The 12,984-nt window shown below is 33.9% G+C and carries 10 protein-coding genes; all 10 read left to right on the forward strand.

The genetic code is table 11. The features are described 5' to 3' along the window. The first annotated feature begins 99 nt into the window (after window positions 1-99). The 10 genes from dapF to pknB all read left to right on the forward strand — a co-directional run bounded on the left by dapF (window position 100) and on the right by pknB (window position 12,959). Window positions 100-945 (forward strand): diaminopimelate epimerase, encoded by an 846-nt coding sequence (dapF, locus tag OCV48_RS10370; protein WP_021982987.1) that lies wholly within the window; start codon window positions 100-102, stop codon window positions 943-945. Between the two features lie 162 nt (window positions 946-1,107). Continuing rightward, window positions 1,108-2,601 (forward strand): UDP-N-acetylmuramoyl-L-alanyl-D-glutamate--2,6-diaminopimelate ligase, encoded by a 1,494-nt coding sequence (locus tag OCV48_RS10375; protein WP_147591876.1) that lies wholly within the window; start codon window positions 1,108-1,110, stop codon window positions 2,599-2,601. Next, window positions 2,598-3,446 (forward strand): bifunctional methylenetetrahydrofolate dehydrogenase/methenyltetrahydrofolate cyclohydrolase FolD, encoded by an 849-nt coding sequence (gene folD / locus OCV48_RS10380; protein ID WP_394803277.1) that lies wholly within the window; start codon window positions 2,598-2,600, stop codon window positions 3,444-3,446. The genes OCV48_RS10375 and folD overlap by 4 nt, the downstream gene beginning before the upstream one ends. A gap of 166 nt (window positions 3,447-3,612) precedes the next feature. Next, window positions 3,613-5,856 (forward strand): replication restart helicase PriA, encoded by a 2,244-nt coding sequence (gene priA, locus OCV48_RS10385; protein WP_317246821.1) that lies wholly within the window; start codon window positions 3,613-3,615, stop codon window positions 5,854-5,856. 124 nt (window positions 5,857-5,980) lie between these two features. Then, window positions 5,981-6,451, forward strand: a complete 471-nt coding sequence (def, locus tag OCV48_RS10390) for a peptide deformylase (RefSeq protein WP_147591878.1) — start codon at window positions 5,981-5,983, stop codon at window positions 6,449-6,451. Between the two features lie 3 nt (window positions 6,452-6,454). Next, complete coding sequence (gene fmt, locus OCV48_RS10395) at window positions 6,455-7,384, forward strand: methionyl-tRNA formyltransferase (protein ID WP_021982992.1); 930 nt, start codon at window positions 6,455-6,457, stop codon at window positions 7,382-7,384. Beyond that, the gene (rsmB, locus tag OCV48_RS10400; protein WP_147591879.1) at window positions 7,381-8,838 is read left to right on the forward strand and encodes a 16S rRNA (cytosine(967)-C(5))-methyltransferase RsmB; all 1,458 of its coding nucleotides are present in this window, start codon (window positions 7,381-7,383) and stop codon (window positions 8,836-8,838) included. Before fmt ends, rsmB begins: the two co-directional genes overlap by 4 nt. A 19-nt stretch (window positions 8,839-8,857) precedes the next feature. After that, on the forward strand, window positions 8,858-9,919 hold the full coding sequence (rlmN, locus tag OCV48_RS10405; RefSeq protein ID WP_147591880.1) for a 23S rRNA (adenine(2503)-C(2))-methyltransferase RlmN: 1,062 nt from the start codon (window positions 8,858-8,860) through the stop codon (window positions 9,917-9,919). Further along, window positions 9,916-10,638, forward strand: a complete 723-nt coding sequence (locus OCV48_RS10410) for a Stp1/IreP family PP2C-type Ser/Thr phosphatase (RefSeq protein WP_021982995.1) — start codon at window positions 9,916-9,918, stop codon at window positions 10,636-10,638. Before rlmN ends, OCV48_RS10410 begins: the two co-directional genes overlap by 4 nt. A 14-nt stretch (window positions 10,639-10,652) precedes the next feature. Continuing rightward, window positions 10,653-12,959 (forward strand): Stk1 family PASTA domain-containing Ser/Thr kinase, encoded by a 2,307-nt coding sequence (gene pknB, locus OCV48_RS10415; protein WP_147591881.1) that lies wholly within the window; start codon window positions 10,653-10,655, stop codon window positions 12,957-12,959. The last annotated feature ends 25 nt before the right edge of the window (window positions 12,960-12,984 follow it).

The raw sequence follows: 12,984 nt of genomic DNA on the forward strand, positions 1-12,984 counted from the left end.
ATGTGTCGCAGGCGTCATATTTAGTTTTTATCGCAGGGCTGAATTTGAGATTAAGCTTGCGATTCCTCCGACGTAAACGTCTGCGGAATGGAGAATATTATGAAGTTAAAATTTTCTAAAATGCATGGAACAGGAAATGATTATGTATATGTGAATGGTTTTACAGAGAAGTTAGATAATCCATCAGAAACAGCAATAAAGCTAAGTGACAGACATTTTGCAATTGGAAGCGATGGACTTATAATCGTAGCACCATCTGAAGTTGCAGATGTAAGAATGATTATGTTTAACTCAGACGGTTCAGAGGGTAAAATGTGTGGAAATGGTATTAGATGTGTTGCAAAGTATGCTTATGACCATAATCTTACAGATAAGAAAGAGATGACGATAGAGACGGCTTCTGGAATTAAGACAATTAAGGTAACTGTTGATGAGAATAACAAGGTCGAATATGCAGAAGTTAATATGGGTAAGGCAATATTAAAACCGGCTGATATTCCTATGAAGACAGAGGGAGATTCATTTATTGCAAAGGAAGTGACAGTAAATGGCACTACATATGTTGCGACTGCAGTATCTATGGGAAATCCACATATGGTAATATTCACACATGGAATTGATGAACTTAATTTAGATGAAATAGGACCATATTTTGAAAATCAGGAGTTATTCCCTGAAAAGGTGAATACAGAATTTGTTGAAGTAATAGATGACCATAACTTCAAGATGAGAGTGTATGAAAGAGGCACAGGCGAGACAATGTCCTGCGGAACAGGAACGTGTGCGGTAACAGTAGCAGCAGTCTTAAATGGTTTTGCTAAATATGGTGAAGAACTTAATATCCATATCAGAGGCGGTGAATTAAAAGACACTTACTATGAAGATGGTACTGTAATTATGAAAGGTAAGGCAACTCACGTATTTGATGGTGAAATAGAAATATAATATGATGCCAGGGTGTAACACGGAACAATTCGTAGGCATCAAATATCGGGGCTTATGCCACGAAAATCATAATATAGAAATATAATATATAAGTGGATAATTGATTGGCGGTACATCATTTATTCTGAAAATATAAAATATACCGCAGAAATGAGAGTGCATATGAAATTATCAGAATGTTTAGTTAACTTAGATTATGAATGTCTAAAAGGTAATGTTGATAATGTAATTAATGATGTTGTATATGATTCCAGAAAAGCAAATGCAGACAATGCATTTATATGTATTGTTGGTGCTGTAACTGATGGACATAAGTATATTAGTGCAACACTAGATAAAGGCTGTAAAGTATTCGTGGTAGAAAAAGATATGAATGATTTACCGGAACTTACAGACAGAGATGTAACTGTTATTAAAGTTAAAGATACGAGAATAGCTTTATCATATATGTCGGCAGCAATATTTGATTATCCAGCTAAGAAACTAAAGACAGTCGGAATTACAGGAACAAAAGGCAAGACAACAACAACGTTTATGGTAAGAACCATATTAGAGCATCATGGATTAAAGGTAGGTATTATCGGAACAACTGGTGTATATATGGGCAACAAATTCTTTGAGATTCACAATACTACGCCTGAATCATATGAGATCCATAAATTCTTCAATATGATGGTAGAAGAAGGTTGTGATGTCTGCGTTATGGAAGTTTCTTCACAGGCATTAAAACTTAACAGAACAGCAGGAATAGAATTTGATTGTGGTGTATTTACTAATCTTTCGCCTGACCATATCGGGGAAAATGAACATGCTGATTATAATGAATATGTCTATTGTAAGAGCCTTTTATTCAAACAATGTAAGCATGGAATATTTAATATAGATGATAAAGAAGCTGTAAATATGATGAAAGAAGCTGTATGTGACAAGCACACATATGGCTTTAGCGAGAATGCAGATTTGCATATTGATAATATTGAATACATTGTAAGACCGGGATTTATTGGAATAGGCTTTGATGCACATGGAGTAGTTAATGAGCATTTCGAAGTTAATACTCCGGGTAAATTTTCAGCATATAATGCAATGTCAGCTATTATGGTATCAGAGATATTTGGCGTGAACAGTGAAGATATTAAGGCTGGTTTATTAAATACATTTGTTAAGGGAAGAGTAGAATCAGTAAAGATTTCTGACAGATTTACATTATTAATTGACTATGCACATAATGCTATGAGTATGGAAAGCCTTCTTACAACAATAAGAGCGTATAATCCTAAACGTATTGTAAGTCTGTTTGGCTGTGGTGGTAACCGTTCGAAATTAAGAAGATATGAAATGGGAGAAATATCAGGTAAATATGCAGATTTATCGATTATAACAGCCGATAATTCCAGATTTGAAAATGTTTTAGATATTATCGAGGATATCAAAGTCGGAATTAATAAGACTGATGGCAAATATATTGTAATACCTGACAGAAAAGAAGCAATAAGATACAGCATTGAAAATGCAATAGACGGAGATATAGTTCTTCTGCTTGGAAAAGGACATGAGGATTATCAGGAGATTGAGGGTGTAAGATACCCTTTTGATGAAAGAGTAATTATTAAAGAGATACTTGAAGATTTAGAGAAAGAAGGTAAGAAGATATAATGGCACAGATAATTGATGGTAAAAAGATTTCTAAAGAATTAAAAGATGAATTAAAAGAGAAAGTCGCTAAGTATAAAGAAGAAGGCGTTGAGATAACTTTAGCAGTTATTCAGGTTGGCAATGATAAAGCAAGCAGCGTATATGTTGGAAATAAGAAGAAAGCCTGTGAATACATAGGAATTAAATCTTTATCTTATGAATTAGAGGAAAGCACTACTGAAGAAGAATTGTTAAATCTTATTAAAGAACTTAACAATCGTAAGGATGTCAACGGAATCTTAGTCCAGTTACCACTTCCAAAGCATATTAATGAAGATAAGGTTATAGAAACTATTGATGCCAAAAAAGATGTTGACGGTTTCCACCCAATGAGTGTCGGTGCATTATCTATTGGTAAAAAAGGCTTTATATCATGCACACCTTATGGAATTATTGAATTATTAAAGAGAAGTAATATAGATATAGATGGTAAGGAATGTGTAGTAATAGGAAGAAGTAATATTGTAGGAAAGCCTATGTCAATGTTACTCTTAAGAGAAAATGCTACAGTTACGGTTGCACATTCACATACAAAGAATCTTAAAGAAGTAGCTAAGAGAGCAGACATATTAGTTGTGGCAATAGGTAAACCCCAGTTTATTAATTCAGAATATGTAAAAGAGGGTGCAGTTGTTATAGACGTTGGTATCCACAGAGATGAGAATAACAAGTTATGCGGTGATGTGGATTATGAAGATGTATTTCCACACGCAAGTGCAATTACACCGGTTCCGGGTGGAGTTGGTCCTATGACAATTGCAATGCTTATGAAGAATTGTGTAAATGCAGTAGAGATACAGAAATAAAGCAATAATGCGGAATGGAGAAAGTTTGAAAAATAATGCCGATGCAGATATTTTTCAAACAGCTATTTGTGCCGTAGACGTCACAAAGTAGCCATTATCGCAGGGCAAAATTTGAGATTTTGCCCGCGATTCCTTCGACGTAAACGTCTACGGAATGGAGAAGAATGTGAAATTTGCTAATATTGTTGTGGATATTTCACATGAAAAACTTGATAAAACATTTCAATATATCATACCGGATAATCTGACTGATAAGATAATGATAGGTTCTCAGGTTGAAATACCATTTGGTAAAGGTAACAGGGTTATTAGTGGCTATGTATTAGAGATAACGGATACAGCATTATATGATGTTGAGAAGTTAAAAGCTGTAATCGGAATTAAAAAGGGCAGTCTTAAAGTAGAATCACAGCTTATTGCTCTGGCGTGGTTTATTAAGGAACGCTATGGCTCGACAATGAATAAGGCACTTAAAACAGTTATACCAATTAAGCAAACCGTAAAAAGCCTTGAGAAGAAATATATAAAACTTAAGGTTAGTAAGGCAGAGGCACTTGAGTTATATGCTAAATACAGTGGAATGAAAAATACTGTGGCAAGGGCTACAGTCATTAAAGAACTCACTGAAAATTCCATTATTTCTTATGAAATTGTAACAGACAAGCTTAAAGTTTCAGATGCGGTTTTGAAGAATCTTGAGAAGTCAGGGATAATTGAGATAATTCGTGATACATTTTATAGAAATCCTGTAGAAGATTATGGTGAGCAGAATTATAATATCGAATTAAATGACAAGCAGAGAGAAATTGCAGACAGCATAAAAGCTGATATAAATGCAGGTAATAATAATACACATCTTATATTTGGAGTTACCGGAAGCGGAAAAACAGAAGTATATATGGATATTATAGAGAATGTCATCAATAGAGATAAAGAAGCTATTGTACTTATTCCTGAAATTGCGCTTACTTATCAGACAATTAAAAGATTCTATAAGAAATTTGGTAACAAGGTATCAATTATTAACTCTAAATTATCGGCAGGTGAAAAGTTCGATCAGTTTGAGCGGGCAAAGAACGGTGAAGTTAAGATTATGATTGGCCCAAGGTCTGCGCTGTTTACACCGTTTAGAAATCTCGGACTTATTGTTATAGATGAGGAACACGAAAGTGCATACAAAAGCGACCAGGTTCCTAAATATCATGCAAGAGATGTTGCAATTGAAAGAGGAAGAATTGCTAATGCAACAGTAATATTAGGCTCGGCAACACCATCAGTTAATACATTTTATAAGGCATTATCAGGCGAATATGTTTTGCACAGACTTGATAAAAGAGCAAATAATAAGAAATTACCGGATGTTCATATAGTAGATTTGAGAAAAGAATTAGAATTTGGAAACAGAGATATTCTTAGTATTAAGTTAAAAGAACTGATTGTAGACAGGTTAGCGAAAAAGGAACAGATAATTTTATTTATTAACAGACGAGGCTATTCATCTTTCGTATCATGTCGTTCCTGTGGCAAATCGATAAAATGCCCACATTGTGATGTTACATTGACACTTCATAAATATAGAGGTGGCGTTGATAAACTTAAATGTCACTATTGCGGGTATTCAATACCGATGCCCAAGGTATGTCCTGTATGCTCTTCTAAATATATAGGAAGGTTTGGAATTGGTACTGAGCAGGTCGAGGAAAGAATTAATGAAACATTTCCTATGGCAAGAACACTCAGAATGGATATGGATACTACAAAGGGTAAAAAGGACCATGAAAATATTCTGTCAGCATTTGCAAATGGAGAGGCTGATATTTTAGTAGGAACCCAGATGATTGTAAAAGGACATGATTTTCCAAATGTAAGTTTAGTAGGAATTATCGCAGCAGATTTATCGTTATTTTCATCGGATTATATGGCATCAGAACGGACATTTGAATTGCTTACCCAGGCAGCAGGCAGGGCAGGCAGAGGAGATAAAGACGGAGAAGTTGTGGTACAGACTTATAATCCTGAAGAAATGTGTATTCAGATGGCTGTGTCGCAGAATTATGAGGAATTCTACAAAAATGAAATCAGCTATAGAAAGTTGATGGGTTATCCTCCAGTCTGCAATATGTGTGTGATACTTGTGAGTGATAAAAATGAACAATTAGCACAAGAAGTTGTGGACGATATAGCACATAGAATAGAAAAGAGTAACATAGACGGTTTAATGATATTAGGACCATCTAAAGCAATGGTTTCTAAGATAAATGATGTCTACAGAAATGTTATATATATTAAACATACAGATGAAAATGTAATAATAAAAGTCAAAAATGCAGTACAGAAATATCTTGAAATGGTAACCGAATATAAAGATGTATCGGTACAGTTTGATTACAATCCTATGTCAGGATATTAGATTATATAAATTAAAGTGTGATTAGATTATAAGTTATAGAATTACTTTGATTTATGCATTTGATTATATAACGTTATAGATTATGAATTTATAATTATAAAAAGAAAAGGAAAAGGTGATAAAAATGGCAATTAGAAATATCAGAACAGTAGGCGATGACGTTCTTAGAAAAGAATGTAAAGAAGTTAAGGTAATGAATGAAAGAACTAAAAATCTGATTGATGATATGCTAGAAACAATGTATGAGGCAGACGGCGTAGGCCTTGCAGCACCTCAGGTAGGGGTACTTAAAAGAATTGTTGTAATAGATATAGGAGATGGCCCTATTATTCTTATTAATCCTAAGATAGTTGAGACAAGCGGCAGCCAGACAGGTACAGAAGGATGTCTTAGTCTTCCTGGTAAAGCAGGTACAGTTACAAGACCTAATTATGCGAAAGTGGTTGCTTTAGATGAGGATATGAATGAAATAGAAGTTGAAGGAACTGAACTGTTAGCAAGAGCGTTATGTCATGAATGTGACCATTTAGATGGCAAGTTATATATTGACCTTGTAGAGGGTGATTTACATGACACAATGGTGGAGGAAGAATAGAATATGAGAATTGTATTTATGGGAACTCCTGACTTCTCGGTAGGAGCATTAGAGTCAATTATAGCAGCAGGACATACAGTGGAGGCAGTTGTCACACAACCTGATAAGAAGAAAGGCAGAGGCAATCAGGTACAGTTTACACCTGTTAAGGAAGCAGCATTAAAACATGGTATTACAGTATACCAGCCGGTTAAAGTAAGAGATGAAGAATTTGTAAAGATATTAAAAGATATTAATCCCGAAGTTATGGTTGTAGTGGCATTTGGACAGATTGTATCTAAAGAGATTCTTGATATTCCTAAATATGGATGTATTAATATACACGCATCGTTATTACCAAAATATCGTGGTTCTGCACCGATACAATGGGCAATAATTAATGGTGACGATAAGACCGGAGTTACAACTATGCAGATGAATGAAGGCATAGATACAGGTGACATTTTAGAAGTATCAGAAATTAAGATAGACAGAAAAGAAACAGGAGGAAGTCTGTTTGATAAATTATCTGAAGTTGGTGCTAAATTAATTGTACAGACTCTAGAAAATGTCGAAAAGGGTACTATTACTCCGATTAAGCAGAACGAAGACGAGGCAAGTCACGTTAAGATGCTTAAGAAAGAGTTTGGTAAAATTGACTTTAATAAACCAGCTATAGAAATAGAAAGACTTATAAGAGGACTTAATCCATGGCCAAGTGCATATACAAAATTAGATGATAAAACATTAAAGATATGGGATGCAGATGTAATAGATAAAGAATATGACGGAGTCGCAGGTGAAATTGTAGATGTTGATAAGAACTGTATATATGTTAAAACAGGTGATAAGACATTAGCAATTAATGAATTGCAGTTAGAAGGCAAAAAGAGAATGGAGACTTCTGCATTTTTACTGGGTTATAAAATAGAAAAAGGAGTAACTCTTTTATGATGAATAAAGAGAGTGTGAAAACAGGCATTACTTCAAAGATAGAGAAAAACACAAAGATACAAAATAATTCAAAGACTATGACGAAATCAGGTAATAAGAATAATCGTGAAATAATAATTGAAATTCTCATTCAGGTTTTAGAAGAGGGCAGATTAAGTCATCTTGTAATAAGAGATAAGCTAGAGCAATATAATTTCTTAGAGAAACAGGATAAGGCATTTATTAACAGAGTATCAGAGGGAACAATTGAACGTAGGATAACAATTGATTATATAATAGATGAATTTTCTAAGACAAAAGTTAAGAAAATGAAGCCTTTAATAAGAGAACTTCTAAGAATGTCAGTGTATCAGATTATGTATATGGAGTCGGTTCCTGATAGTGCTGTATGTAATGAGGCTGTTAAGATTGCGAAGAAACGGGGATTTTCTAATCTGTCGGGTTTCGTAAACGGTGTATTAAGAAATATTTCAAGGAATAAAGATAATATTAAATATCCGGATATTAATAAAGATAAGATACCTTTTTATTCGGTAAGATATTCTGTGCCTGAATGGTTAATAAGTTCATTTATCAGAGATTATGGTGAGGATATTACCATTGGTATGTTAGACAGTATGTTTATTGAAGAGGATAAAAAGGTAACTGTAAGAATTAACACATCTAAGGCTCGACCTGATAATGTAATTTCTATGTTAGAAGAACAGGGAATACATACGGTAGAATCAGAGTTTGCAGATAATGCACTTATTATAAGCGGATATGATAATATCGATAACATAGAAGCATTTAGAAAAGGATATATACAGATACAGGATATAAGCTCTATGTTAGTTGGTCAGATAAGTGGCATTAAGGAGAATATGGTCTGCATTGATATGTGTGCTGCACCAGGTGGAAAAAGTATGCATATGGCAGATTTACTTAATGGAACAGGTATGGTTTACTCAAGAGATTTAACTGACAGTAAGGTAAAGATGATAGAAGAAAATGTTGCAAGATGCGGTTTTAATAATATAACTGTAGAGAGACAGGATGCAACAGTATATGTAAACAAAGATGATGAAAAAGCCGATATAGTTATTGCTGACGTTCCATGTTCAGGTATGGGTGTGTTAAGAAAGAAAACAGATATAAAATATAATATATCAGAAGACAGTGTGAAAGAATTAGCAAAAATTTCACAGAATATTCTTAAAAATGCAGTAAAATATCTCAAAAAGGGTGGAATATTAATATTTAGTACTTGTACCATGAACAGATTAGAAAATGATAAGACAAGAGAATGGCTGATAAATGAGATGGGGCTTGAACCTGCTGACTTTACAGAATACTTAGATAATGGTATATTAGACATTAAAATGAATAGAGAAAGTGTTAAGAAAGGATACGTACAGTTATTTATGAATAGAGATTTTGATGGATTTTATATAAGTAAATTTATCAAAAGATAAGAAAGGTATGGACATAACCATGGAAAAACAGGATATTATGTTATATAGCCTTGATGAGTTAAAGGAATATCTTAATTCTATTGGCGAAAAGCCATTCAGAGCAAAACAGATATATGAATGGCTTCATCAGAAGCTTGTGGAATGCTTCGATGATATGACTAATATTTCAAATAATCTAAAAGAAAAGTTAAATAATGATTTCTATATACAATCATTAGAAATGGTTCAGGTTTTAACTTCTAAAATAGATGGAACACAGAAATTTCTTTTCAGGTTAAATGATGGAAATGTAATCGAAAGCGTTTTGATGAGATACAAGCATGGTAATTCAGTATGTATATCTACACAAGTAGGCTGCAGAATGGGTTGCCGTTTCTGCGCATCTACACTAGACGGACTTGTAAGAAACCTTAAACCATCAGAGATGTTAGAAGAGATTTATTATATTCAGAGGTACTCAAAAGAAAGGGTTTCTAATATTGTTCTGATGGGAAGTGGAGAGCCGATGGACAATTTTGATAATGTTTTAGCCTTTGTAAAAACTATATCTGATGAAAATGGCTTGCATATTAGTCAAAGAAATATTACAATATCATCATGTGGTCTGGCAGAGAAGATAAAAGAATTAGCAGATTCTAATGTACAGGTAACACTTGCATTGTCATTGCATGCAGCAGATGATGAGACTAGAAAACAGCTTATGCCAATAGCATATAAGTATTCTATAAGAGAAGTATTAGAGGCATGTCAATATTTCTTTGATAAGACAGGAAGAAGAATTACATTTGAATACAGTCTTGTGGCAGGTGTTAATGATACAAAGGAGGAAGCAGCTAAACTTGTGCATTTAATAAAAGGAATGAATTGCCACGTTAATCTCATTCCGGTTAATCCTATAAAAGAAAGAGATTTTAAGAGGTCTACAAAAGTTAATATAGCATCATTTAAGGGACATCTTGAAAAAAATGGTATTAATGCAACAGTTAGAAGAGAAATGGGTTCAGACATACAAGGTGCCTGCGGACAACTTCGAAAGAGTTTCATAGAAGAGGAAGCAGGAGAAAAGGAGGTATTATCTTGAAAGCATATGCAAAAACAGATATAGGCGCTAAGAGACAAACAAATCAAGATTATATTTTTTGTTCAATGCAGCCAGTAGGGAGTTTACCTAACCTTTTCATTGTGGCAGATGGAATGGGCGGACATAAGGCAGGAGATTTGGCATCAAGATATACGGTTGAGAAGTTTCTTGATTCTGTAAAAGGTTCTGAGGCTGAGAATCCTATATCTATAATAGAAGAAGCAGTCAGGTATGCTAATCTTGCTTTAATGGATAAAGCAAAAGAAAGTATTGATTATGAAGGAATGGGAACTACACTTGTTGTTGCAACGTTTATTGATAAGTCACTGTATATTGCTAATGTAGGTGATAGCAGGTTATATATTGTAAATAATGAGATACAGCAGATAACAAGAGACCATTCTTTAGTAGAAGAAATGATTAATCTCGGAGAAATTGACCGAAGGAATGCAAGAACACATGAGAAGAAGAATATAATTACCAGAGCAATCGGAGTCGATTCGGAGGTTGTAGCAGACTTCTTTGAAGTTGAATACTCAAAGGGAGATATTATTCTAATGTGTTCCGATGGACTATCGAATATGATAGAAGATGAAGATATGAAGATGATTATTAATGAAGGAAACGATGTATCAGAAATTGCTAATAAACTTATAGAAGTAGCTAATAATAACGGTGGCAAGGATAATATTTCAGTTGTTCTTGTAGAACCCGATTAAGAAGAGGTGCAATTATGTTAAGAAAAGGTATGTTTATCAGTGATCGATATGAGATTATCGATAAAGTAGGCTCAGGCGGAATGTCTGATGTATATAAGGCAAAATGTCATAAATTAAACAGATATGTTGCTATAAAGGTTTTGAAACCAGAATTCAGCGAAGATAAGAACTTCGTGTCTAAATTCAGAGTTGAAGCACAGTCAGCAGCAGGATTATCACATCCTAATATTGTCAATGTATTTGATGTTGGTGAAGATAATGGAATCTATTATATCGTTATGGAGTTAATAGAAGGCATAACACTTAAGAAATATATTGAAAGAAAAGGTAAGCTGCCTGTTAAGGAAGCTGTAAGTATTCTTATTCAGGTTGCACAGGGAATTGAGGCAGCACATAATAATCATATTATCCATAGAGATATAAAGCCACAGAACATTATTATTTCTAAAGAAGGAAAAGTAAAGGTTACAGATTTTGGTATTGCAAGGGCTGCATCTACTAATACGATAAGCTCAAATGCTATGGGTTCAGTACATTACATTTCACCTGAACAGGCAAAAGGTGGATTTATAGATGAGAAGAGTGATATTTATTCACTTGGTATTACTTTATATGAGATGGTTACAGGAAGACTTCCATTTGAGGGAGATTCTACGGTATCAATTGCATTACAACATGTACAGAATGAATTACCATCACCATTAATATATGTACCTGATCTTCCTATAAGTGTAGAGAAGATAATTGAGAAATGTACACAGAAGAAACCTGACAGAAGATATCTTAAGGTATCATCATTAATAGCTGATTTAAAGAAATCATTAATATCACCGGATGAAGATTTTGTTCAAATGGTAACATTAGATGAGAATGGTGCTACACGAATGATATCTGATGAAGAAGTATCACAGATTAGAAAAGAATCAGGCTTTGAAAGACAGGATATAGATATTCCAGTAATAGGTAAGGATAATGAATTATTAGATCCTGATGATGACGATGATGTTGTTGTTAACGATGATCTTGAAGATGAATTAGAAGACGACGATAATCCTAAGTTAGATAAGATTATAGCAATCGGTGGTATAGTTACTGCCGTGGTAATTGTAATAATTGTTGCATTTGTTGTTATATCATTTGCAGGAAATGGTTGTAGTGGTTCTTCTAAGAAAGATAAGACAACAGCAGAGACAACATTAGATGCGAAACATACAAAAGTACCAAATGTTGTAGGTCTTACACAGGACGAAGCTATTGAGAAACTTAAAGCTGCTACATTAGGATATAAGGTTAAAGAAGAGTATGATAATAAGATTAAAGAGGGCTACGTTATCAGTACATCGGAAGATGCAGATACAGTTGTCGAGAAGAATACAACAATTACAATTGTAGTAAGCCGTGGTTCAAAAGATGTTGAAGTACAAGATGTAGCAGGAAAGACTAAGGATGAAGCTAAGAAGATTTTAACTGATGCAGGTTTTAAGGTTAAGTTAGAATATAAAGCAGATAACAGTGTGGAATTAGATAAAGTAATAAGTACTGATCCAGTTGCATATACACAGGCAAAATATGGTGATGATATTACAATCTATGTAAGCTCAGGAAGTGATTCAACAGAGGTGCTGGTTCCTAAAATTGTAGGTATGTCAACGCAGGATGCAGCTAAGGCATCATTAGAGGCAAATGGACTTAAGCTTGGCGAAGTCGGTGAAATGTATAGTGACACTTATGATAAAGGAAAGGTTGCTAAACAGGACGTTGAAGCTAATAGTAAGGTTCCACAGGGAACAACGGTTAACATCTGGATAAGTAAAGGACCAGAAGAGAAACCGAAAGTTCCTAATCTTGTAGGAAGAACAGAAGATGAGGCAAAGGCATTATTAAAGGCAAATGGACTTGAAGCAGGTGAAGCAAAATCTGAATATAGTGATTCTGTAACAAGTGGTAAGATTATCAGCCAGACAGTTCAGGCTGACAGTACAGTTGAAAAAGGAAGCAAAGTAGGATATACAGTAAGTAAGGGACCAAAACCTGCTGAAAAGCCTGCTGAGCCCGAACCAACAACTAAGACAGTTAAGAAGAATATATCAAGAGATAATCTTAATGTTCCTGCTGATATAACATCAGGTGAATTAGTAGCTGATATAGAAGTTAAATATTCTAATAAAACAGAAAATTATACACAGAACCTTGGTAATTATGAAGAATTTTCAACAGCTACAATAAATCAGACTGTAGATAGTAAAGCAAAATCAGCAACTATCACTGTTAAATTAGATGGTACAGTTGTATATACTTGTGATGTAGAGTATTTAAATTAATCTAAGTATAATATTGTAAGTATAA

This window comes from Bovifimicola ammoniilytica, from assembly GCF_025567085.1.
Lineage (GTDB): Bacteria > Bacillota > Clostridia > Lachnospirales > Lachnospiraceae > Bovifimicola > Bovifimicola ammoniilytica.

Coding starts and splice junctions, on each gene's coding strand:
- dapF (WP_021982987.1), top strand. CDS start 100: ATGAAGTTAAAATTTTCTAAAATGCATGGAACAGGAAATGATTATGTA.
- OCV48_RS10375 (WP_147591876.1), top strand. CDS start 1,108: ATGAAATTATCAGAATGTTTAGTTAACTTAGATTATGAATGTCTAAAA.
- def (WP_147591878.1), top strand. CDS start 5,981: ATGGCAATTAGAAATATCAGAACAGTAGGCGATGACGTTCTTAGAAAA.
- fmt (WP_021982992.1), top strand. CDS start 6,455: ATGAGAATTGTATTTATGGGAACTCCTGACTTCTCGGTAGGAGCATTA.
- rsmB (WP_147591879.1), top strand. CDS start 7,381: ATGATGAATAAAGAGAGTGTGAAAACAGGCATTACTTCAAAGATAGAG.
- rlmN (WP_147591880.1), top strand. CDS start 8,858: ATGGAAAAACAGGATATTATGTTATATAGCCTTGATGAGTTAAAGGAA.
- pknB (WP_147591881.1), top strand. CDS start 10,653: ATGTTAAGAAAAGGTATGTTTATCAGTGATCGATATGAGATTATCGAT.